General features: G+C 54.0%; 22 protein-coding genes and 1 riboswitch. Of the genes, 13 read left to right on the forward strand and 9 right to left on the reverse strand.

The features are described 5' to 3' along the window. Nucleotides 1-100: 100 nt before the first annotated feature. Both NYE48_RS02975 and NYE48_RS02980 read right to left on the reverse strand, forming a co-directional pair. On the reverse strand, nucleotides 101-718 hold the full coding sequence (locus tag NYE48_RS02975) for a GTP pyrophosphokinase (RefSeq protein WP_081992265.1): 618 nt from the start codon (nucleotides 716-718) through the stop codon (nucleotides 101-103). A gap of 394 nt (nucleotides 719-1,112) precedes the next feature. Continuing rightward, on the reverse strand, nucleotides 1,113-1,598 hold the full coding sequence (locus NYE48_RS02980) for a MarR family winged helix-turn-helix transcriptional regulator (RefSeq protein ID WP_036708747.1): 486 nt from the start codon (nucleotides 1,596-1,598) through the stop codon (nucleotides 1,113-1,115). Nucleotides 1,599-1,875: 277 nt separating this feature from the next. Between NYE48_RS02980 and NYE48_RS02985 the strand changes: the two genes are divergently transcribed. The 3 genes from NYE48_RS02985 to NYE48_RS02995 are packed head-to-tail and all read left to right on the forward strand — an operon-like array spanning nucleotide 1,876 to nucleotide 5,219. Continuing rightward, nucleotides 1,876-2,625: an SDR family NAD(P)-dependent oxidoreductase gene (locus NYE48_RS02985; RefSeq protein WP_340996798.1), complete on the forward strand. Its 750-nt coding sequence runs from the start codon at nucleotides 1,876-1,878 to the stop codon at nucleotides 2,623-2,625. 20 nt (nucleotides 2,626-2,645) lie between these two features. Then, on the forward strand, nucleotides 2,646-3,083 hold the full coding sequence (locus tag NYE48_RS02990; protein ID WP_052146911.1) for an SgcJ/EcaC family oxidoreductase: 438 nt from the start codon (nucleotides 2,646-2,648) through the stop codon (nucleotides 3,081-3,083). Nucleotides 3,084-3,131: 48 nt separating this feature from the next. After that, the gene (locus NYE48_RS02995) at nucleotides 3,132-5,219 is read left to right on the forward strand and encodes a multicopper oxidase family protein (protein WP_340996799.1); all 2,088 of its coding nucleotides are present in this window, start codon (nucleotides 3,132-3,134) and stop codon (nucleotides 5,217-5,219) included. 160 nt (nucleotides 5,220-5,379) lie between these two features. Here NYE48_RS02995 and NYE48_RS03000 read toward each other — a convergent pair whose 3' ends face one another. Beyond that, a complete protein-coding gene (locus NYE48_RS03000) occupies nucleotides 5,380-7,521 on the reverse strand; it encodes an ATP-dependent helicase (protein WP_340996801.1) in 2,142 nt (713 codons plus the stop codon). 336 nt (nucleotides 7,522-7,857) lie between these two features. Here NYE48_RS03000 and NYE48_RS03005 point away from each other — a divergent pair, with 336 nt between their 5' ends. Both NYE48_RS03005 and NYE48_RS03010 read left to right on the forward strand, forming a co-directional pair. Then, nucleotides 7,858-8,655 carry a hypothetical protein gene (locus NYE48_RS03005; RefSeq protein WP_036708757.1) on the forward strand — a complete coding sequence of 266 codons (798 nt, stop codon included), beginning with the start codon at nucleotides 7,858-7,860 and terminating at the stop codon, nucleotides 8,653-8,655. A gap of 79 nt (nucleotides 8,656-8,734) precedes the next feature. Further along, nucleotides 8,735-9,547 carry a TrmB family transcriptional regulator gene (locus NYE48_RS03010; RefSeq protein ID WP_212952960.1) on the forward strand — a complete coding sequence of 271 codons (813 nt, stop codon included), beginning with the start codon at nucleotides 8,735-8,737 and terminating at the stop codon, nucleotides 9,545-9,547. 156 nt (nucleotides 9,548-9,703) lie between these two features. Here NYE48_RS03010 and NYE48_RS03015 read toward each other — a convergent pair whose 3' ends face one another. After that, nucleotides 9,704-10,354 (reverse strand): NUDIX hydrolase, encoded by a 651-nt coding sequence (locus NYE48_RS03015; protein WP_212952963.1) that lies wholly within the window; start codon nucleotides 10,352-10,354, stop codon nucleotides 9,704-9,706. An 87-nt stretch (nucleotides 10,355-10,441) separates the two neighbouring features. On the opposite strand from NYE48_RS03015, the gene NYE48_RS03020 reads away from it, so the two are divergent. Then, entirely contained in the window at nucleotides 10,442-10,747 is a 306-nt protein-coding gene (locus tag NYE48_RS03020; RefSeq protein ID WP_212952966.1) for a hypothetical protein, read from the forward strand. A 67-nt stretch (nucleotides 10,748-10,814) separates the two neighbouring features. Here NYE48_RS03020 and mscL read toward each other — a convergent pair whose 3' ends face one another. After that, nucleotides 10,815-11,306, reverse strand: a complete 492-nt coding sequence (mscL, locus tag NYE48_RS03025; RefSeq protein WP_212952969.1) for a large conductance mechanosensitive channel protein MscL — start codon at nucleotides 11,304-11,306, stop codon at nucleotides 10,815-10,817. Nucleotides 11,307-11,497: 191 nt separating this feature from the next. Next, nucleotides 11,498-11,598: riboswitch (purine riboswitch) on the forward strand. A 216-nt stretch (nucleotides 11,599-11,814) separates the two neighbouring features. Between mscL and NYE48_RS03030 the strand changes: the two genes are divergently transcribed. Together NYE48_RS03030 and NYE48_RS03035 are read left to right on the forward strand one after the other, a co-directional pair. After that, nucleotides 11,815-12,384 (forward strand): xanthine phosphoribosyltransferase, encoded by a 570-nt coding sequence (locus tag NYE48_RS03030; RefSeq protein WP_212952972.1) that lies wholly within the window; start codon nucleotides 11,815-11,817, stop codon nucleotides 12,382-12,384. A gap of 36 nt (nucleotides 12,385-12,420) precedes the next feature. Beyond that, the gene (locus tag NYE48_RS03035) at nucleotides 12,421-13,761 is read left to right on the forward strand and encodes a nucleobase:cation symporter-2 family protein (protein ID WP_036708772.1); all 1,341 of its coding nucleotides are present in this window, start codon (nucleotides 12,421-12,423) and stop codon (nucleotides 13,759-13,761) included. Nucleotides 13,762-13,807: 46 nt separating this feature from the next. On the opposite strand, the gene NYE48_RS03040 is transcribed toward NYE48_RS03035, so the two are convergent. The 4 genes from NYE48_RS03040 to NYE48_RS03055 form a co-directional block, all read right to left on the reverse strand. Beyond that, the gene (locus NYE48_RS03040) at nucleotides 13,808-14,704 is read right to left on the reverse strand and encodes a diacylglycerol/lipid kinase family protein (protein ID WP_340996807.1); all 897 of its coding nucleotides are present in this window, start codon (nucleotides 14,702-14,704) and stop codon (nucleotides 13,808-13,810) included. 94 nt (nucleotides 14,705-14,798) lie between these two features. Then, entirely contained in the window at nucleotides 14,799-15,140 is a 342-nt protein-coding gene (locus NYE48_RS03045) for a DUF4870 domain-containing protein (RefSeq protein ID WP_212952979.1), read from the reverse strand. Nucleotides 15,141-15,265: 125 nt separating this feature from the next. Beyond that, nucleotides 15,266-15,550 carry a hypothetical protein gene (locus NYE48_RS03050; protein ID WP_036708775.1) on the reverse strand — a complete coding sequence of 95 codons (285 nt, stop codon included), beginning with the start codon at nucleotides 15,548-15,550 and terminating at the stop codon, nucleotides 15,266-15,268. An 89-nt stretch (nucleotides 15,551-15,639) separates the two neighbouring features. Continuing rightward, a complete protein-coding gene (locus NYE48_RS03055; RefSeq protein WP_340996811.1) occupies nucleotides 15,640-16,620 on the reverse strand; it encodes a serine hydrolase domain-containing protein in 981 nt (326 codons plus the stop codon). Nucleotides 16,621-17,016: 396 nt separating this feature from the next. Between NYE48_RS03055 and NYE48_RS03060 the strand changes: the two genes are divergently transcribed. The 5 genes from NYE48_RS03060 (at nucleotide 17,017) to NYE48_RS03080 (ending at nucleotide 22,158) form a co-directional block, all read left to right on the forward strand. Beyond that, the gene (locus NYE48_RS03060) at nucleotides 17,017-17,205 is read left to right on the forward strand and encodes a hypothetical protein (RefSeq protein WP_036651115.1); all 189 of its coding nucleotides are present in this window, start codon (nucleotides 17,017-17,019) and stop codon (nucleotides 17,203-17,205) included. Between the two features lie 162 nt (nucleotides 17,206-17,367). Then, nucleotides 17,368-18,117, forward strand: a complete 750-nt coding sequence (gene map, locus NYE48_RS03065; protein ID WP_036708778.1) for a type I methionyl aminopeptidase — start codon at nucleotides 17,368-17,370, stop codon at nucleotides 18,115-18,117. 452 nt (nucleotides 18,118-18,569) lie between these two features. After that, nucleotides 18,570-19,613, forward strand: coding sequence for a cytochrome c oxidase subunit II (gene coxB, locus NYE48_RS03070; RefSeq protein WP_036708780.1), 1,044 nt, complete (start codon nucleotides 18,570-18,572; stop codon nucleotides 19,611-19,613). 80 nt (nucleotides 19,614-19,693) lie between these two features. Beyond that, nucleotides 19,694-21,544 carry a cytochrome c oxidase subunit I gene (gene ctaD, locus NYE48_RS03075; protein ID WP_052146912.1) on the forward strand — a complete coding sequence of 617 codons (1,851 nt, stop codon included), beginning with the start codon at nucleotides 19,694-19,696 and terminating at the stop codon, nucleotides 21,542-21,544. Beyond that, nucleotides 21,541-22,158: a cytochrome (ubi)quinol oxidase subunit III gene (locus NYE48_RS03080; protein ID WP_036708785.1), complete on the forward strand. Its 618-nt coding sequence runs from the start codon at nucleotides 21,541-21,543 to the stop codon at nucleotides 22,156-22,158. Before ctaD ends, NYE48_RS03080 begins: the two co-directional genes overlap by 4 nt. The last annotated feature ends 3 nt before the right edge of the window (nucleotides 22,159-22,161 follow it).

Here is a 22,161-nt window from a genome sequence, read left to right on the forward strand (position 1 = left end):
GGTGTGAGAGGACGGGGGTTTGCCGCCCCCTTCTACTCGATTTGCAACGATGACGTTTCGTCCCGCTGTCGTTCATGGAGCACACGGGGAAATTTCTGCCCTATTCCTCCTGCACTTCCTGCAATTCCTGCGGATAATACTCCCCGGCCGACGCCAGGATTTCGTCGCGCAAGCGAAGCATTTGATGATCCAGCTTATCCGCGGCCACGGCCGCTTCCTTCAATTCGGTCACGACGTGGCGCGGAACCTGTTTATCGTATTTGTAAAAAATGATATGTTCCATGCTGGCCCAGAAATCCATCGCTAACGTCCGCATTTGAATTTCGACCTTCATCCAGCGCGTGCCTTCGAACAAAATGAGCGGGACCTCGACGATGACATGCAGGCTCTGGTAACCGTTAGGTTTTGGATTGGCGATGTAATCCTTGATTTCGATGATGCGAATATCGTCCCGATGCGAAAAATGATCGAGCAGACGGTAAATGTCCTGCACGAAAGCGCACACGATCCGCATGCCGGCAATATCGTGAATATGGTTCAAAATATTGTCCAGCGTAAACTCGATGCCCTTGCGCTCCAGTTTATTGATAATGCTTTTGGGTTCCTTGATCCGGACCTTGATATGTTCGATCGGACTGTAGCCGTCTTGAAGCTTCAGCTCGGTCTTGATGAGTTTGATCTTATTTTGGAGCTCCTCCAGGGCAAGCTTATAAAGCATCGGAAGCCTTTTCCATTCATTGAATTGGTTCAGCAAATTGTTCTCGATATCAAGCTTTTCCAAATCCTTCAGGGTGACAGAGCCCACTGCAAGCTGATGATTCGATTCTTCTTTCAATGGTCGGTTCTCCTATATCTGCTTTTTTTGATGTGCCTTGCGACCGGATGCATGCTCCGATCCTCTACACTTATTTTACCTGAAAAGACGGACCCATGGCAAAAGCGTCATATGGGAATTGCGGATCTTCGTCATTTACCAAAAGATATCTGAAAGCAGCGGTTATATTCGAAACATCGGCTCATGAGGTTGATAAACCTCAACGAAGAAAAACCCTTAAGCATCCCGTTTTTGGGGAAAGCTCAAGGGTTTTTGCTGTACAGTACGGGCGGCGCTTTTAAGGTTGATTCTTCATTTTTTCCATTTCAGCCAACGTCATGTCATTGCATAGCCGGATAAATTCAAGGATCAAACGCGTTTGTTCCTCATCGTACCGCGAAAGGATCTGAAGCGTCGACTGCATGATCGACTCGAACTGGGGAGAGATTCGGGACGAGCTGCCTTCGGCAGGTTTGACTACGACGCGCCGCCGATCTTTCGGGTCCTTATCCCTAACGACATAACCGGCCTGCTCCAATCGGTCGATCACGTTGGTCACAGCGCCTGTGGTTAGTCCCGTTAATTCAGCCAGCTGACCGGCGGTAACGGGTCCGGTGCGATTCAAAAAATCCAGGCACTTGTGGTCGGTTGCATTCAACCCCAATTTTTCGGAAATGAGTTGATGCAGCATCACCGCCCGCGCGCTGTTTTGGCGTAATTCGTAAACCAGATCCTGTTGCAACGGAGTAAGGTCTGAAAAAAGATGGGAATGATCTCTTGACATTATCTAACCTCCAAGTTATTATAAATTTATCTTAATCGGTTAAGATAAATAATCGACAAAGATAAGTGATTGATTAAGAAACTTTATTCGCAAAGGTAATATGCCACAAGTATACCATAAGGCTGCATGATCGCCAAATATGATCCGCGTAAGAGCCAATGAGGGCGAAATGATGTGAAAGAAAACGGTGGTACGGAGTTTGCAAGCGATGACTTGATTTTTGGATTTCCTTATGGAGAAAAAAGTAAAAAATTTTAATTGATGGAGGGTACTGCGGATGGATTACGGTTTACGTGGGAAAGTGGTTTTGATTACCGGGGGTTCACGGGGAATTGGCAGAGCGACCGCCCGGAAGTTCGCTGCAGAAGGCGCTCACGTCTACATTACCTATTTGAGGAATCGCAGCGAGGCGGACCGAACGATCGACGATATTCACATGTCCGGAGGTTCTGCCCAGGCGGTCCAGCTATCCTTGAATGACGAGCAAAGCATCCACCGGGTCATCAATCAAGTGAAGGAAGAGAGGGGCCGATTGGATGTGCTTGTGAATAATGCCGTGCATTGGGGGCAAGAAGCGCCGATCGAGGATCTTGAGAACGAGGCGTGGTTTTCCGTCATCGATCAGACCGTCAAGGGGACGTACCTCATTACGAAAGCGGCCGTTCCGCTTATGAAGCAGGGGGGATGGGGGCGACTGATTCATGTTTCTTCCAGCCTGGTTTACAGCGGCAAACCGAATGAATCCGCCAACGTAACCGCTAAAGCAGCTTTGCACGGATTCAGCCGCACCTTGGCGGTAGAGCTGGCTTCAGATGGGATCTATTCCAATGTGGTTATTCCCGAATTAACGTTATCCGAATGGGTGTCGCACGCGTTCCCGCAACAGATGCTCGAAGAATACGCCCAATCGTTTCCGACCCAAAGAATGGGGACCCCGGAAGATGTCGCTAATTTGATCGTTTATTTGGGATCGACGGCAAACAGTTTCGTAAATGGCGAAGAAATCCGCGTTACAGGCGGTAAATAACAAAGGGAGAGTGAATGAACATGGAAAATCGCAACCAAATGAAAGAAATTGAAAGCTTGTTTGAGAAGATGAAGCTGGCTTGGGGCAAAGGAGACGGAGAGGCTTACGGCGCATGTTTCACGGAGGATGCCGACTATGTCACGTTTCAGGGGGAGCATCTGCAAGGAAGAAAAGCGATTGCCGATACGCATCAAGAGCTTTGGAACAGCGTATTAAAGGGATCGACGCTGGAAGGCGAGATTAAGAAAATCCGTTTCGTGACACCGGACATCGCGATTTTTCATGGACTCGGCGTCGTCAAACTCAAGTGGCAAAAAACAGCCCCGAAGAAAAGGGATTCGATAAATACGAATGTTGCCGTCAAACAAAACGGCGAGTGGAAGATAGCCGCTTTCCAGAATAGCCGGATCTCGGGCCCGAGCCTCATGCAAAAAATATTTACGAAGCTCAGCAAATAAATTTTATTGAAGATACCCGGCTATTTTGACGGTGGAAAGGAAAAAGCAATGTTCGAAACGATTGCAAGTATGATGCTAACCTATGCGATGACGGCACTATGGTTTATCGTCGGTACGGGAGCCGCGGGGCTCCCGTACGTTCAAAGTCATCGCCGGCTGAAAGTCTGGGGAATGCTATTGCGCTGCATAAGTTATATCGGTCTTGCAATGGCCTTGTTATGGTGCATCCTGATCGCCAGCCTATACGTTAGGTGCGGCTGGTTGTTCGTTGAGGGCATCGTCAAATCGATTTTTCCCATCATGTTGATCGGTTATATCCCCGTGGTTTTGTACACGCTCCCCCGCTTAAGAAGCTTTCGAGCATCCAGTCCCGACAAATGGCCTTCCGATACGCTGATCAAAACAAGCCATCCCATGCTCGTGATCCCGCCCTATGCGGCAGCTTTCGCTTCAGGCATTGCGGCTTTTCATACGATTTTTTCGCAACCGACCCTTCCGAGCCTGCTCGAAACGGCACAGATGATTGTTCTGTTTCTCCTCGTTCAGGTTACCCCTTCCTTTTTCGTCATCAGGAGACATCAGGCGATTCTGAAGGGGGCATTCACTGCGGCTCCTTTTTGGAAAAGGCTGTTGAAGTTCTCGGTGTCGGGTGCGGCGACGGCGATCGTAGCCATTGCGGTCGTGGTCGTTCAGGCTTGGGCAGACTTTAATGCGTCGAAACTGCCGGAGGCTTCGGATATGATGAATCATCAATGGATGGACGAAGGAAGCGGTACGCCGACCATGATGATGTCCGGACATCATAACCATGCAAATATGGTGGAAGTATCGGCGCTTACGGGAGACGTTTCTGTTCCTGCGGATATTGCGTATCTGCTCGTCGCGCAGAAGCGGGAAATGACGCTTGCATCGGGTGCCGTGGTCGAAGCATGGACATATAACGGGGAGGTGGCTCCCGAGCTAAGAGCGCAGCAAGGAGATATGGTAGAAGTAAAGCTGATCAACAAGAATATCGATAAAGGAGTAACGATCCATTGGCATGGATACGATGTGCCGAACGCCATGGACGGCGTGCCCGGCATGACCCAAAACGTTGTCAATCCCGGGGAATCCTTCACTTATAAGTTTCGCGCCGAACAAGCGGGGACGTATTGGTTCCACTCCCACCAGCAGGCGGCAGAGCAAGTACGCAACGGTCTGTTCGGGTCTTTTATCGTTGAACCCAAAAAGGAGACGATCCGCTACGATGAAGAGGTCACGCTCATCAATCATAACTGGAATACCGATCAAGGGGAGCGGACGGCTTTTGGGGATCAGGATCGTATACAAAGGAAGCAGGTGGAGCCGGGGAAGATCATCAAGCTGAGGCTCATCAATGCCAATAATCAATCCCAGAAGTATTTGTTGCAAGGGAGCGATTATAAAATCACGAGTATTGACGGTACTCCCATTCAGCAGCCGGAGTCTTTGTCGGATCAAACCGCATTCAGACTGGCGGCCGGCGGAAGATACGACGTCTCTTTTACGATGCCGGATCATCCGGTGCTTTTGAAATTGGGCGAATCTACGGATGCCGAGGGACCGGGTATCCTTTTTTACGGCGATGCTCCGCCGGACACCATCCGGTTTCTAACGGAATCCAGCCTGTTTGATCCGTCCCGGTACGGAAAGCCTGCCGTGAATGAATGGACTGCTGCGACTGGGTTCGATAGGGAATTTACGATGATATTGGGAAACAGGATGGGATTTTACAACGGAAAATTCAACTATCTTTGGACCATTAACGGAGAAGTTTATCCCCATACGCCTACTCTTGTCGTCAAGGAAGGCGAGAAAATCAAAACGACCTTCATCAATAAAAGCCTCTCCGAGCATCCGATGCATCTTCACGGACATCATATGACGGTATTGAAGAAAAACGGGAAAAGCGTCGAGACGCCTTGGGTAACCGATACATTAAACGTCAATCCGGACGAAACGTATGAGGTGGCATTTACTGCCGACAACTCGGGTATGTGGATGGATCACTGTCATATACTCGACCATGCTGCCGTCGGCATGATGCTGCATCTGATGTATGACAATGTGATCCCCTCTTTTGAAGCGGGAACGAGATCGGGAAACATGCCCGAATAGCGCCAAAACCTATATAGAAGCAAAAGATATTTACGAACTTTAGCGAATATTTACGTCCATACAAAAAGGCAGCCGATTTCTTTCAGTCGGCTGCCTTTTTTTAACTAACCGCCAGATTTCTGGTCATTCCCCCGCCACCGGCAGCGGGCATTCCCGACAGCTATTGCCGGGTACGCTGCTTGGAACCCGCGGCAGGGCGGGTCGAAGCGGATGTGGATTCCTTGGCGGGTTTGATGCCGTAGGCCTCCAGCAAAAACCGCGACGGTGCGGCAGGTTTGCTGTGGTAATAGGCCGGCGAACTGATGTACAGCCGCTCCTTGGCCCGGGTCACGGCCACATAAGCGAGCCTTCGCTCCTCTTCCAGGGCCGCCTCATAAATTTGTTCCTCCGCCGCTTCGGGACGGACGGCTTTGAGCTCCTCCGGCGGTTTGTCTTTCAGGGCCGTGCTGTGCGGGAGAATGCCTTCGCTGGCCCCGATCAAATAAACGTACGGGAATTCAAGCCCTTTGGCCCGGTGGATGGTCATGAGCTGGACGGCATCGCCTTCGTTTTTGTCCTTCAGCGCCTCCATTCGGGCATGGCGCAAGGACAGCTCGTCCGCATAAGCGACAAACCGCTCCACCGAATCAAAACGCGCCGCGGCGCTTTCGAGTTCCTCGAGCGAATCGAGAAACATGTCCCTGTATTGCGTATATACAAGGGGATCGCCCGCCTGCACGTATTTATCGTAAAAAAGGCGGCGCATTTCCTGAAGCGCATAGGCGGGCTTCATCGCTTTCAATGATTTGATCAGCCGGATCCGCTCTTTCACGGCGTCCTGCTGGAACGATTGCAGCCTGCTCCAGCGCGTCAGATGAATAAGGGGATATTTCTTCCGGGTTTCCTTTTCCTGCGCCAGAATGAAGGCATGGCCTTCTTCCCTGGGCACGTAAAGCGGGCCGAGCGCGCCCGGCAAAGCCTCCATTCGGCGCGGATTCAGGCTGAGCCGCAAATGGTCCATCAGCGGCTTGATCAGCGGCTGGTCGTAAAACACGGCCTGGCTGCCGTATTGCACGAACGGAATGTCGCGCATGAGCAGCTGCTCCAGAACGGCGCGGCTGCTGCCCGCGGTCCGGTGCAAAATGGCGATATCCTTATACGCGGCTTTGCCGCTCCGCACCTGGCGGGCGAGATGATCCACGACCCACGCGGCTTCCTCCTCGGGATGGGAAGGCCGGACATATTGCGGCATCCGCCCGGACGGGCCCGCAGCCTTGAGATCCTTCGGGCGGCGGGCCCGGTTATGGCGCACGATGGCGCCGCCGAGCCCCAGGATTCGGCTGTCGCTCCGGTAATTGATATCGAGCGTGACGATTTTGCTTTCGGGATACAGCTTGTCGAATTCCAAAATCGACTCCTGGCGCGCTCCGTTAAACGTATATATGGTCTGGTCGTCGTCGCCGACCACGGCGAGGTTGCGGTGCGCCGCAGCGAGATATTGCACCAGCTCGTATTGAATCAGGTTCGTGTCCTGGAACTCGTCGACCATAATCCAAGCGTACCGGTTCTGCAGCCGTTTAAGGAACAGGCGGTCATCCATGCGCCGCCGCAGCTGCAGCAGGATGTCGTCGAAATCCCATAGATTCCGCTCCTGCTTCCAGTCTTCATAGGCTGTCAGAATATTCTTTACCGCCGCTTCATCGTCCGTTCGGTCCGGGAGCTCGTCGGCGCCTTTCCCCTGCATTTTCCATGCCGACAAAGCGGCAAGCAGCGTTTCGGGCTGGAAGGTCTGGGCGGAACCCAGCCGCCTCAGAATCATTTTCATAATGGTGTGCTGGGCGCCGAATTCGCCCAAAATCTGCTCCTTGCATCCATTCCGCCGCAGCATCAGAAGGGCGAAAGAGTGGAACGTCCTGGCTTCGACGGCATGGGCGGCGGCCGGTCCGACGCCGGGCATGCGGGCGATTCGCTCCTTGATTTCGCGCGCCGCTTTGCTCGTGAACGTCACGAGCAAAATACCGGACGCCGGCACGCGCCGGACCGCAAGCAGGTAAGCGGTTCGCGCCGCGAGCACCGTCGTTTTGCCGCAGCCGGCCCCGGCGAGGATCAGCATCGGGCCTTCCCCGTGCCGTACGGCCTTGATTTGCGGCGCATTCAGCAGGATGCCGCTATTCTCCAGCTCGCGGAAGAAGAAGGCGTCCGGTTCATCGTTTTTGACCAGCTCGCGGCTGGTCAGCGTAGGTGCGGTTTTGGCCTGCGGAGGCGCGGCCGAAGCCGGCACTTGGGCTGGAACGCCTGTCGGCGTCAGCTGCGTGTTTACCATGGCTGCACCCTCCTTATGTCTGAAAATATTGAAGTTATCGATTGCTTTTTTAGCAGTGGCACATGAAATTTGGTATGATATAAGCACCCTAAACCGCATGCAGTCCATTATAACCCGAGCGGCGGCGGGCAGAGAAGGCCAAAGAAGAGTCTTTTCGCACATTTCACAGCAAAGCCAAGGCATGGTATCTTTGTAGCATGAAGTTTTGATGTCATCCAACAAAAAACGACGCTATTAAACATAGGCTTGTACCAATGGACAAGCGCTGCATGGCTTGCCGGGCCTAATATGGATTCATACACGAGATGATCAATTGGGGAACTGGAGGAGAAATCAATGAAAATTTTGCAAAGGCTTAAGGACGGAGCGAACCGGGCGACGGAAAAGGCGCAGGGCGCCGTGGAAATCAGCAAGCTGAACAACCAGATTGCCGACGTCGAAAAAGAGATGCAATTTCATTTCATGGAAATGGGACGCGTTTTTTATGAGGGGTACAGCGAGGAGGACATGACGCTGGCCGAAAAAGAGATGCTCAAACATTGCAAAACCTGCGACGGGCTGCAGGAGGAGATCGAGCAGCTGCGCCGCCGGATCGCGGAGCTGAAAAACGAAAAGCTGTGCAAATGCGGGCGCACGGTCGAGCTGGACGCCAATTTCTGTCCTTCCTGCGGCAGAAGCCTGAAAGGCGAAGCGCCGGCAAGCGCGCGCGACGAAGGGCGCAAACCGCCCGCAGCCGCCAAATTCGAGGACGAAGACTTCGGCGAAACCAAAATTTACAGGGAACCGGTCGTCCAGGATGACGACGATTTCGAATTCGAGCTGGCGTTTGACAAGGAAGAAGCCGGAGCCGCCGCGGAAAGCTTGTACGATTTTCCGGGGGGCAACGACTGGAAGGAGCCGCAAGAAGAAGACTTCGCCGATGAACGGGAACGCCGCCAGGCGGAGGAGCTGGAGCGGGAACGCGAACGTCAGCTGGAATTGGATGAACGGATCCGGTTCTGGAAAGAAAACAACGACGGTAAGACCGAGGCGGCTGGAGCATCCCAGCGCGATTCGGTGAAGTGCCAAATCTGCCGCGCCGATCTGCCGAAGGGATCGAAATGGTGCCCTCGATGCGGAGCGGAACAGATCTAAACGGCACAATGCCTATCGGCCACGATATCAATCATTTAACGACTAACGCAAGGGTTTGGCAGCTTGGGAGGACAGAAGAATGGAACAATTGCTACAGCATCTGCGGAATTTGAACTTCACCGAGATGGAAGCAAAAATAATGGTGGAGTTGGCCGGCAAGGGCCCTTCCTCGGGTTACGAGGTGGCAAAAGGGCTCGGCGTTTCCAGATCCAACGTTTACGCCGCCCTGCAGCGCCTCGCGCAGCATGGATTTTTGCGCCGGAGCGCGGGGGAGCCGGTCCGCTACAGTATGCTGAAGCCTGAGGAACTGACGCGGATGATCTCCGGCCAGGTCAAGGAATCGCTCGCGTTTATCGAGACCAGAATGCCGAGAGTGGAATCGGAGCAGCAGCCGTTCTACAGCGTGGAGGGCGAGCGCAACGTGCTGGAGACGCTCTCCCGGGAGATGGAGCGGGCCGAATACGAAATCGTCGTCGACGTCTGGCGCGAGGAAGCGGCGCTGCTCAGGCAGGGCCTGGAAGAAGCGGAGGGACGCGGCGTCAAGCTGCTGTGGTCCTGCATGAGCGAGGAGGCCGGCAGCCGTTTCCTTCCTTGGCTTTCGTTCGGGCACCGGAAGGGCGGGGCGGCCTCGGGACGCCGATTTTCGTTTGTCATCGACCGCCGCTGGTGCATGCTGGGCATGCGGGGGGACGACTGCACGACGCAAGGGCTGGTGACGGAGCATCCGGTCATGGTCGAGCTGCTGCTGCATCATTTTACGCAGGAAATGGTGCTTTACGAGCTGGAGCAGGATATCGGCGAGGAGCTGTCGGAACGATACGGTCCGCGGTATGAGCGGATCTACAGCAAATACATCGGGCCGGACCAACCGAAGGATTCCGGTCGGGACTAGGCGGGCTGCGGGCGCAAGACGCGTCCGCCGGCCGCCCAAGGCAAGTTGTCGAGCGGGGCTCCCTTCGGCGCTTGAAGCCGGGGCGCCTGTCATTGAAGTTCATAGGTTTCGGGGATTGAAAAAGGACGCCGGGGGCGCCCTTTTGTTTTTAGCGTTTTATTTTTCATCCGGCCGCAGATGCTTTAACTTTTGGAACACATTGAGATAATCGTCATATTTATGCGGCACGAATTGATGTATGCTTAGCGTGGCGGGGAACGTTTCCGGGGCGGCCTGCCCTTCCCGGAACGACGGGATTCCCGTCGCCGGAATGGCGTCCCTGCGGCCTTCGAACAGCGCGATGGCGTCGTCCAGCCGGGCTTCGTACAATCCCGCGACCTCTTCTTCCTGCAAGCGGTAAGCGGTGAGCGGAACATCGTGCAGCAGCCCGAACACGTAACATTTTTCCCTGTCGATAAACGATTTGCCGCCCGCCGTGCCTTCCGCGTAATGGTCGATCGTCCCGAGGGAGGTCAGCTGGTCCATCCGGACCGGGATGCCAAGCTCTTCCTCGACTTCCCGAATGGCGTCTTCGACGGTTTCTCCCGCGGAAAGATGCCCGGCAGCCGTAATGTCGAAATGCCCGGGAAAGGTATCCTTGCTGTCCTGCCGTTTCTGGAACAAAATGTGCCGGCCCTCCGGCGTATCCCTGACGATCCAGCAGTGGAAGGAATGGTGGAGATAGCCTTTGGCATGCACCTCGTCCCGGGGCGCGGTACCGATTTTGCGATCGTGTTCATCATATATATCGAATAATTCCTGACTCATGGATGCACCTCCGGGGTTTTATGAACATCGATTCCGGCTCAACGTCCGCATCTGTACGATAGCTTATAAAAAAAGGAGAGAACGAGCATGGAATGCATCGTCCGCTTTGAAGTGAAATACAAACAGGAGACCAAACGCCTGCGCGGTTTGCTTTTCGTCGAAAAGGGCAAAACGCCGGATACCGGGCAGCTCATCGACATGTTTAAGGACATGAATTACCACGTGGCGCTGGCGGATCCCGATAAGCTGCTGTTTACGCCCACGGCGGCCGGCCAGACGTTCGACCACATTCGGGTCCTCGAGCTGGACACCGGGGAAGCCAAATACACCGAAGACCGGGATTTGAAAAAGGTCGTCACTACGCTGCTGCCGCAAAGGCCGCTAGGCCTGTAGCCTAACGGCCTTTGCGACCTGATATTCGGACTTGGTCTTATTAGCCGGCAGCCGTAACGGGCGGCTTTTAGCCGTGCTCCGGCGAGCCTTCAAGCATCGAAGTGCAGTGTCCGCAGCGGGTAGCGGCCAAAGGGATCTCGGAAAGGCAATACGGACATTCCTTCGTCGTTTTTTCCGGCTCCGGCTGCTCCTCTTTTTTCTCCCGTTTCAGCCAGTTGATGCCTTTAACGAGCAGGAATATACAGAAAGCCACGATCAAGAAATCGATCACGACGTTGATGAACTGGCCGATCGCGATGACCGGGGCGCCGATATCTTGGGCTTCCTTTAACGTGTGTATGGGATTTCCGTTTGGTAGCGTTAGATTTGGTTTAAGCGGAATGATCAGTTGACCGAAATTCACGCCCCCCAAAAGCAGCCCGATCGGCGGCATTACGATGTCGTTGACGACCGACGTAACGATTTTGCCGAATGCGCCCCCGATGATGACGCCGACCGCCAGGTCAACCACGTTGCCGCGGACGGCAAATTCCTTGAATTCTTTTAAAAAGCCCTTCAATGCGCTTCCCTCCCGATGTTTTCGAATCTATCTGCTGACCAGTATGAAACATGCCACTAAAGTATAAACGAGATTCGCGCCGAAATCAGCAGAAACGGCCGATTTTTTGCGTTTTTTGCGTCCTCCATCAAATACCTCTTTATTTTTGGCCCGGTTTTGCGGTATACTTCATGCATTGTCTAATACGTTTTTGCAAATTTTCATAGGTTTCTCGTATATGTGCAGGAATGGGCCTGCATGTCTCTACCCGATCACCGGAAATGATCGGACTACGGGAATAACAAGCAACCCGGGCCAACGTCCCGGCGTCTTTTCGTTTGTTACCGTAAGTCCGCCCGGTTTCGTGTCCTGCCAGCAAGGCAGTTCCCGGAAGAGGCGGGCTTTTTTTGTCATGACATGGCAGGGAATGGCCGAATCGCGACGGATCGTCTTTTGCCGGGTTTCCGGGGAAGCCGCCGACGGAGATTGCAATGCCTTGAAAGAAAGAACTTTGGAGGGAGAAAAAACAATGCAGCTGCTGAAGGAGAAAGTCATGAAGGAAGGGATCGTGCTTAGCGATCAGGTGCTCAAGGTCGATTCGTTCCTGAACCACCAAATGGATCCGGTGTTGATGAAAGAGGTGGGCAAGGAGTTTAAACGGCTGTTTGCGGGACAAAAAATCGACCGCGTGCTGACGATCGAATCCTCGGGCATCGCGCCAGGCATCATGACGGCGCTTGAGCTGGAGGTTCCGCTCATTTTCGCCCGCAAGCAAAAGTCCCTGACGCTTCGCGAGGACATTTACGTGGAAAAGGTATATTCGTTTACGAAGCAGGAAACGAACGAAATTACCGTTTCCCGCAAGTTCATGCAGCCAGGGGAGCGCGTGCTGATCATCGACGACTTCCTGGCCAACGGGGAAGCGGCCTTCGGCCTTGCGCGCATCGTGGAGCAGGCGGGAGCGGAAGTGGCCGGCATCGGCATCGTCATCGAAAAAGCGTTCCAACCGGGCGGCCGTTTGCTGAAAGAAGCGGGCTACCATGTGGAGTCGCTCGTCCGCATCGCCGCCCTCGACAACGGCACCGTTACGTTTGCATAGAATCCAATCCAAAACTTCGGGAGGAATGAAATCCGTATGGAACCGACGAAGACAAGAAATCCATTCAAAACCTTTTCGTTAGGCATTCAGCACGTGCTTGCCATGTACGCGGGCGCGGTCATCGTGCCGCTGATCGTCGGGGGAGCGCTCAATTTTACGACGGAGCAGCTGACTTACCTGATTTCGATCGATTTGATGGCCTGCGGTTTGGCGACGCTGCTTCAAGTATGGGGCAACAAGTTTTTCGGCATCGGGCTTCCGGTCATGCTCGGCTGCGCGTTCCAGGCGGTGTCGCCGATGATCGCCATCGGCATGAAAGACGGAGTATCGGCCATTTACGGCGCGATCATCGCTTCAGGTCTTTTCGTCGTTTTGTTTTCGGGGCTGTTCGGCAAATTGATCGCCTTTTTCCCGCCGGTCGTTACCGGGTCCGTCGTTACGGTCATCGGGGTCACGCTCATTCCGGTGGCGCTGAACGATCTCGGCGGCGGGGACGGCGCGAAGGCGGCAGGGGAGTTCGGAAGCCTGCTGAACCTCGGGCTCGGTTTCGGGGTGCTGCTGTTCATCGTTTTGATGAACCGGTTCGCCAAAGGTTTTATCCGCTCCATATCGGTACTGATCGGACTTATTATCGGCACGCTCGTCGCCGCGCTGGCCGGGCATGTGGACTTGACGCCGCTGAAGGAAGCAAGCTGGTTCCATGCCGTCAGACCGTTCTATTTCGGAACGCCGACGTTCCATGCCTCCGCGATCATTACGATGATCCTGGTATCCATCGTCAGCATCGCCGAGTCGACGGGCGTATTTATGGCTCTCGGCAAAATCGTCGACAAGGACGTTTCCTCCAAGGATCTGGCACGGGGTTACCGGGCCGAAGGCTTGGCGATCGTGCTTGGCGGATTGTTTAACTCCTTCCCGTACACCACGTACTCGCAAAACGTCGGCCTCGTTCAAATGAGCCGCGTGAAAACGAGGGACGTCATCGTCGTGGCCGGGGGGATTCTGATCGTCATCGGATTCGTTCCGAAAATCGCGGCCTTGACGCAGCTGGTTCCGACTTCGGTGCTCGGCGGCGCGATGGTCGCCCTGTTCGGCATGGTCGTGTCTTCCGGCATCCGCATGCTGGGAGGCCAGGTCGACCTGAACAAGTTCGAAAACCTCTTTATCATCGCCTGCTCGGTCGGAATGGGACTGGGCGTGAGTGTTCATCCCGAATTGTTTGCGGCGCTGCCGGATTGGGCCCGCATTCTCGTCGATAACGGCATCGTGGCCGGAAGCGTCACGGCGATCGTTCTCAACTTGTTGTTTAACGGTCTTAAGGGCGGCGCGCTCTCCGGATCGAAGGACGCAGCCATGAAAGAAGGGCAAGCCGCGTAAGCGGGCTTGCCCCTTTTTTTATGAAAAAAAACGATGATGGCTTAAGTTATGCGGCATATACCCGTAAAGCGTTCGGCTCAACTGTGATATCCAGCGGCCCCGCGGACAGGTTTTTCCCGTCCCCCAGCGCAAGCCTGTGCTGATCGAATTCGACGGAAATGGCTTGGCCGCGCAAAAACGTCACGAACGGCAGGTTGACGTGCTTTCCGGTTAGCACCGTCGGGAACAGGCGCAGAAGCTGCAGCCGCGAGCAGCCGTGCACGATGCAAATATCGAGCTGGCCGTCCCCCGGGTGGGCATCCGGACAGATCTGCAGTCCGCCTCCGTAACTGCTGACGTTGGAAATGGCGGTAAGCCACGCATTCGGATAAGCGCCCGTCACCCCGTCGCAGGCGACGGTGACGCCGCACGGCCTAAAGGTCAGCAGCGTATGCAGGATGCCCACGAGGTAGGCGGCCCGGCCGACCCTGAAAAAGTTGCATACCTTTTTATAAAGGCTGGCATTGACGTTTTCGGCTACTTGCGCGTCGAAACCGATGGCCAGTGCCGTCAAAGTCAGCCCGTTTGCCGTCGCGATCAAATCCGCGGCCCGGGTCCGGCCTGCAAGCATGATGTCGAGGGCGGACAACGGATCATGCGGGATGCCGAAGCCGCGCGCCGTGTCGTTGCCCGAGCCGGCGGGAATGACGGCAAGCGGCATCCCGAACTCCTTCAGGGCCGGCAGCACGCTGTGAATCGTGCCGTCGCCGCCGATGACGGCAACGCCAAGCCAATGTTCGGGCTCGGATAGCGTGGCGGCGACCACGTCCTCCGCCTGGCCGGCGCTTTCGGTGAATACGTGCCGGTAGCGGATCAAGCGCGCGTCGAGAGCGGCCCTGATTTTGATCCAGGTCCGGTAGCCGTTGCCGTTGCCGGACTTTTTATTGATCACGAACAAATACATTTTCTGTCTCCCCCATCGTCTCAATGAAACCCATGCTTTCATTGTAAGAACTCGGGAGGCAAAAGGGAATCAGGAAATGCAGGGGAGAAGGAATTCATAGATGATGCAGCTGTTTCTCGGCCAAATCGCCGATCCAAGGCAGCTTCAGCCATTTTCCTTGCAGGGAAGCGAATAAAAGGACGATCCACATCACCAGCGTCAAGATGGAAAGAAGACCGGCGATGAGCGGACCGATCAAGGGGATGAACCCGCACAGTACATGGGCGATCATGACCGCGCCGAAGGCAAGGACGGATTGCAGCGCATGGAACATGACGAAGCGGCTGCGCTTCTCCAGCGCGAGAAACACGATGCCGCCGATAAAAGCGAACAAATAGCAGAGGGAGGCGGAGATATTTTCGGGCAGGCCCGTCGACGATTTGAAAAAAGGGGACATGGTATGCACACTCCTTGTCTTGCGCGGGATTGTTGTATAAACATATGTCCGGCTGAGACAAGTTATGAAAGGTATGCAAACATAAAAAGCATCCCGGAAGCCGGGATGCTTTTTCGCTATATTGATTATTGTGCGTCCCCGCCTTGCTGCTGTCTGCGCGGATGCGTGATTTTCCCGATTTTATCGGTATCGTTTTCTTTAGGCACCAGGCGCTCGTCCGTCCGGCCTTCGTGATGGTTATCGAACAGAAACTCGCTGAGCTGCCATTCGGTCGTTCCCATGATCGGATCGGCAGGGAAGTTTTCACCCCGGTGCAGCACCTCTTCACGGCCCCATTCGTTGGTATAAACGCCGTCCACCTCGACCTCCTCGCGGGAAATCGGCAGCATGGCTTTGTTTTTATCGCCCATTTATTAGTCCTCCTTCATCGGTGTGTAAAAAAGCATCCTTGTCGTCGCATGCATACTTAAGTTTCCCTGGCATGCCGGGGATTATCCGGCTACGGGGCCTGGGCGACGGCTTCCAGGACGAATTCCTGCAGCAGCGGGCGCGGATTTTTCCACCGGCTGACCTTGCTGTCGGCCGTAAACACGACAACGGTGTCTTTTTCGGGAAAAAGGTAAATTTGCTGGCCCCCGTGCCCATGCGCGCAGCTGAACGTTTGGCCGTTCATTTTGCCGCACCACCAGCTGAACCCGTAATCCCCAAAGGCGGGATATCCTTCGGCATGGGGGCGAAGGGCCTCCGCAAGCCAGGAGGCCGGGATGACTTGCTCGCCGTTCCAGCGGCCGCCTTGAAGGCAGCACATTCCGAATTTGGCCATATCCCGCGACGCGAGGAACAAACCGACATGCCCCATGCTGTGGTTTTCGGGACTGGCGAGCCACTCCGACGGTCCGATGCCCAGCGGTCCGAACAGGTTCCTTTTTGCAAAAGCATGCGCATCCATGCCCGTGCATTCGCTGAGAATGACGGACAGCAGATGCGTGTCGACGCTGCGGTATTGAAAACGGCCGACCATATCGGGAAGCACCGGCAGGGAAAGGGCAAAAGCGGTCCAGCGTTTGCTGCGGTGCAGGCGGCGGATCATCGGCTCCCCCAGCTTTTTGCCGGTCTGCCACGCAAAGCCGGTGGTCATCGTAAGGAGCCTGCGCAAGGTCAAAGACCGATGCAGGGCGGGGTCGACGTCTTTTGCGGCATAATGCCGGAGCAGCCCGAGCAGCGGCTCGTCCAATGCGGGAAGCAAACCTTGCCCCGATGCGATTCCGGTCAGGACGGAGATGAAGCTTTTGGTTGCGGAGCGCAGGTCGTTAAGCGAACCGGCATCATGGCCCCCGTAATATTTTTCGTAAATGAGCTTGCCGCTCCGGGCAACCAGGAAGCTTCGCATCTTCGGGAAGGCTTCGTTGATTTTGGCGTGGGCCTGGTCCAGCAAACGGACATCGCAGCCGGCTTCCTCCGGTAACGAAACGGGCAGCACGCGAAGACCACCTCCTCAAGCTGAAATGATGCCCTGAAAAATCATTCTTATTATGGATTTAACCCTATCGGACGATGATAAATACAGGGATTTCTTTTTGCCCGAAACGTATCGCCCAAACCCGGCTTATTATCGTTCTTTAATCATGTAAAAAAAGTTAATCTATTCATTTTTTTGGAAAGCTGTATTCCTTGCAAGAATATGATACAATGAAAGGAGTGATTCAGTTTTTACGCTTTTAGGTTAAGTACCATTACAGAACCTTGAAGCGAGCAGCCGGGAGCGTTCAGCCCAAACCTAATAACTGCATATGACTACTTCTTGGTGTCAGGTAAGGTCTTTTCGGCATTCTCTTAATTGGAGCAATCCATTCAAGTGTCTTGGGAGGGAACTATCATGGCAACGAAAGGTCACAACGAAGTCAAAGAAAGTCTGCGGGAAATGACACGGATTTTCCGGCCTAAGGATCCGAAGAAGTTTGTGAAGGAATATGTCCGGAAGTATCATATCATGGGAGGATACGAAGAGGAACTCACCTCGGTTGTAGAACATGAACTGGGAAGAATGAATTCTTCCGTTTCTTAATCACTTTGAATATAACGTAAAATATTTGAACCGTATTCTGTGAACGAGCTTCACGCCGAATACGGTTTTTTTTGTAGACCTGCTGCAGGATGCCCGCGCCGATGCATATAGTGTACCATCCGCTTCCGGATAGCAGTATGCGTAGGCGAAAGGAGCAGCAGCATGGAGATCCGCTTGAAAAGCAAGGAAGAAATCGGGTATATGCGCGAAGCGGGGCGCATTCTATCGGCGTGTCACCGCGAAATTGCGCGGAGGATCGCTCCGGGGGTCACACCGCTTCAAATTGACGCTTTCGTCGAAGAATATCTGGCAAAGCACGGTGCCGTTCCGGAACAAAAGGGGTACCGCGGTTTTCCGTTTGCCACTTGTTCTTCCGTCAATGACGTCGTCTGCCACGGCTTTCCGAACGACGTTCCGTTGTCCGAAGGGGATGTGGTCACCATCGATATCGTCGTGAACAAAGACGGCTGGCTGGCGGATTCGGGCTGGAGTTATGGCGTCGGGAAGCTGGGCAGGCCGCAGCAGAGGCTGATGCTTCGAACGGAGCAGGCGCTTTATGCCGGCATCGACCAGGCCCGGATCGGCCATACCACCGGAGACATCGGGCACGCGATCGAAAAAGCGGCGAAAAAGGGCCGCTTCGGCGTCGTCAAGCCGCTTGTCGGCCATGGCATCGGAAGACGGCTTCACGAACCGCCGGATGTGCCGAGCTACGGTCGGCGCGGGGAGGGAGTCCGGCTCGTCGAAGGCATGGTCATTACCGTTGAACCGATCTTTACGTTGGGATCGACGGGAGCCGTCTTGTGGGAGGACGACGGTTGGACCATCCGGACGGCGGACGGCACCTGCGGCGTGCAGTTCGAGCACACGGTCGCGATCACGCCGGAAGGACCCTTCATCATTACCGCTTAAAAACCAAGGAGCCGGAAGGCTTCTTTTTTGTTGCCGCCGAAAGCCCGAGGCTCGGCTTGCCAAAGCCTGAAACAACGGCAACGCATTCGACGCGGATGTTGAATTTTGACGATTTGGTGACGGTTTGATGGACGAATCCGGAGGAAAAGTGAATGAAAAGAGGGAAAAATGGGTATACGAAAAGGGAATAACATGGTTGCAAACGGAAGGGGGAAAGGGGCCGCGCAGCGTGTCCGAAAACGATTGCAAATGCTTGCGTGGCGCGACTTTCAGCACTTTTCGAACAATTTGTGAACTAGGTCAGAATCATTGACAAAATATTACCTTAAACTTATATTAAATAGGTGATTGTTTTAGTTGACAGTAGCAATACATCCGTTATAGCGCAGGTATGAGACCGCCTAGTGCCTCTTTGGCGGCGCCTGTGAAAATGTAAAAAGTGGGGTAGATCAATGATGAAACGGTGGCAGGCTGTAAAGCGACTTCTTCCCTTGCTCGCAGTGTTTTCTCTGCTTTTAGCCGGGTGCGGCCGCGAGGACTTGTCGGCATTACGACCACAGGGGCCTGTGGCGGAAGGACAGTACGATTTGATGAAGCTTTCAATCACGATCATGATCGTCGTCCTGATCGTCGTATTTGCAATTGCGGTGTACGTTTTGATTAAGTTCCGCAGGAAAAAGGGACAAACGGAAGTGCCGAAACAAGTGGAAGGCAACTTCAAGCTGGAGGTCATTTGGACCGTTATTCCGCTCGTTCTGGTATTCATTCTTGCCGTACCGACCGTGCAAAAGATTTTTGCTTTTGGCGACGATCATTACAATGAGAAGGGTTCCGTGCAGGTAAAAGTAACCGGCCACCAGTACTGGTGGGAGTTCGAATACCCGCAATACGGCGTGAAAACCGCTCAGGAACTGATGATCCCGACGGGCAAAAACATTGCCTTCGAACTGAAGACGGCGGACGTTCTCCACTCCTTCTGGGTACCGTCCTTGTCCGGTAAAATGGACACCAACCCGGATGGAACGATTAACAGATTCAGCTTCAAGACCGACAAAGAAGGCGTTTACCGCGGTAAATGCGCCGAGCTTTGCGGGGCTTCGCACGCGCTGATGGAATTCAAGGTCAAGGCGGTAAGCCCGGATGCGTTTGACAAATGGGTTGCCGCAATGAAAGCGCCTGCGGTTCTGCCTAAAGATCAGGCACTGGCCGAAACGTTCAAAAAATCTTGCTTGTCTTGCCATGCTGTAGGTGACCAAGGCGGTCCTGTGGGCCCGAACCTTACCGGCATCGGTTCGCGTGAATCTGTTGCGGGTATCTTGCTGAACGAGGGTCAAGACGGAGGCAAACCGGTGAAGGAAAACCTCAAGGAATGGCTTGAAGATCCGCAAGCCGTCAAACCGGGCAACAAAATGCCAGCTCCAAAAGATTTGGGTCTGACAGACGAACAAATCGATGGCATTGCCGATTACTTGGCTAACTACAAATTGAATTACTAATCGTTATCAACAGCAAGATTTTTTATAAGGGGGTACCAACCTTGGCTCATGCTCATAGTGTCAAGCGCCACAAGGGCTTGATGGATTGGCTGACGACAGTCGACCATAAGAAAATAGCCATTCTTTATTTGCTGGCCGGCGGTTTGTTTTTCGCGATCGGCGGCATCGAAGCGATTCTGATCCGGCTGCAGCTGATTAAGCCGATGAATGATTTCGTTTCGGCGCAAACCTTTAACGAATTGATTACGATGCACGGAACGACGATGATCTTCCTGGGCGTCATGCCTGTCATCTTCGCGCTGATGAACGCGGTAATCCCGCTGCAGATCGGCGCGCGCGACGTCGCGTTTCCGTTTTTGAACTCTCTGGGCTTCTGGACATTCCTGTTCGGCGGCTTGCTCCTTAACCTGAGCTGGATTATGGGTGGAGCTCCAGACGCGGGCTGGACATCATATACCCCGCTTTCGACAAATACTTACAGCACCTCGCATGGCGTCGACTTTTACACCGTCGGCCTTCAGATTGCCGGTCTCGGTACGCTGATCGGGGGCATCAACTTCCTGGCGACCATCATCACGATGCGCGCCCCGGGCATGTCTTTCATGAGAATGCCGATGTTTACATGGACGTCTTTCATCACGTCCGCCATGATCCTGTTTGCATTCCCTGCCATTACGGTAGGTTTGGTATTGCTGTCGTTCGACCGGATTTTGGGAGCGAATTTCTTCGAAGTCGCCAATGGCGGTAACCCCGTTCTTTGGCAGCATATCTTCTGGATCTTTGGCCACCCTGAAGTGTATATCCTCATCCTGCCGGCATTCGGCGTCATTTCCGAGGTTATACCGACATTCTCGCGCAAACGTCTTTTCGGTTACAGCTCGATGGTATTCGCTACGATCCTGATCGCCTTCCTAGGCTTCATGGTTTGGGCGCACCACATGTTTACGACGGGTCTCGGACCGGTTGCGAACGCGCTGTTCTCGATTGCGACGATGCTCATCGCGGTGCCTACGGGCATCAAAATCTTTAACTGGCTGTTCACGATGTGGGGCGGGCAGATCCGTTTCACGAGTCCGAACTTGTTTGCGATCGGATTTATCCCGACATTCGTTATGGGTGGGGTAACAGGCGTGATGCTTGCTTCGGCTCCTGCCGACTTCCAGTTCCATGACACGTATTTCGTCGTCGCTCACTTCCACTACGTTATCGTGGGCGGTCTCGTATCGGGCCTCCTGGCAGGCTTGCATTACTGGTGGCCGAAAATGTTCGGCCGCATGCTGAATGAAACGCTCGGCAAAATTTCTTTCTGGTTCTTTATCATCGGTTTCCATCTGACGTTCTTCGTGCAGCACTTCCTGGGTCTGATGGGGATGCAGCGTCGCGTATTTACGTACCTGCCTAACCAGAATTTCGACACGCTGAACTTGGTAAGTACGATCGGCGCCATCCTGATGGGTATCGGCATTTTGGTCTTCCTGATCAACGCGTTTGCGACTTGGGCGAAACCGAAAGGCGTTGCCAACGATCCTTGGGAAGACGGACGTACGCTCGAATGGACCATCGCGTCTCCGCCTGCGGAATACAACTTCAAGCAAATTCCGCTCGTACGCGGCATCGATGCTTTCTGGAAAGAAAAAATGGCCGGCAACAAGGAAATGACTCCTGCGGAACCGCTGGGTCCGATCCACATGCCGTCGCCAACCATTTTGCCTTTCGTCATGTCCGTCGGCATTTTCATTGCCGGTCTCGGATTCATGTTCAGCAAAGAACAATTCTCGAATTCCTTTATGAGCATGATTTTCAACAACTGGATCGTTGTCATCATCGGTCTGGTCATCACGTTCGGTTCCATGCTGCTTCGTTCCTTGTATGACGATCACGGCTGGCATATCGAAGTAGAAGAGCTGGAGGAAGAGGGGGTAAAAGCATGAGTGCAACGCATACAGAAGGCGCTTTGCCGCACGAACCGGAAAAAGCGACGTTAGAAGGCCGCAATAAAGTACTCGGCTTCTGGCTCTTCCTTGGCGGAGAGGCCGTATTGTTCGGTACCCTGTTCGCGACGTTCCTGGCGCTTCGCAATCAAACGAATGAAGGTCCTACCGCGAGCGAACTTTTCCAACTGCCGATGACGGCGATCACGACGTTGATCCTGCTCGTCAGCAGCTTGACCAGCGTGTTCGCCGTTCAGGCGATGCACCGCCACAAGGTCGGCGCGCTGCGCGGCTGGCTTGCGATTACGGTCCTTTTGGGTCTGGCCTTCCTTTGCCTTGAAATTTACGAATTTGCCGAATACGTCCATGCCGAGAAATTCGGCATGACGACCAGTGCATTCAGTTCGGCGTTTTATACGCTGGTCGGCTTCCACGGCGCACACGTTGCGTTCGGGGTCGTCTGGATTTCCATCCTGATTGGACAGCTCTTTAAAAAAGGTTTGACGGTCGTAACGGCGCCTAAGATTTACGTGTCGGCCATTTACTGGCACTTTATCGACGTCGTTTGGGTATTCATCTTTACGGTCGTTTACCTGCTCGGGAAGGTGGGCTAAGAT

This window comes from Paenibacillus sp. FSL M7-1455, assembly GCF_038004655.1.
GTDB lineage: Bacteria > Bacillota > Bacilli > Paenibacillales > Paenibacillaceae > Paenibacillus_AQ > Paenibacillus_AQ cookii.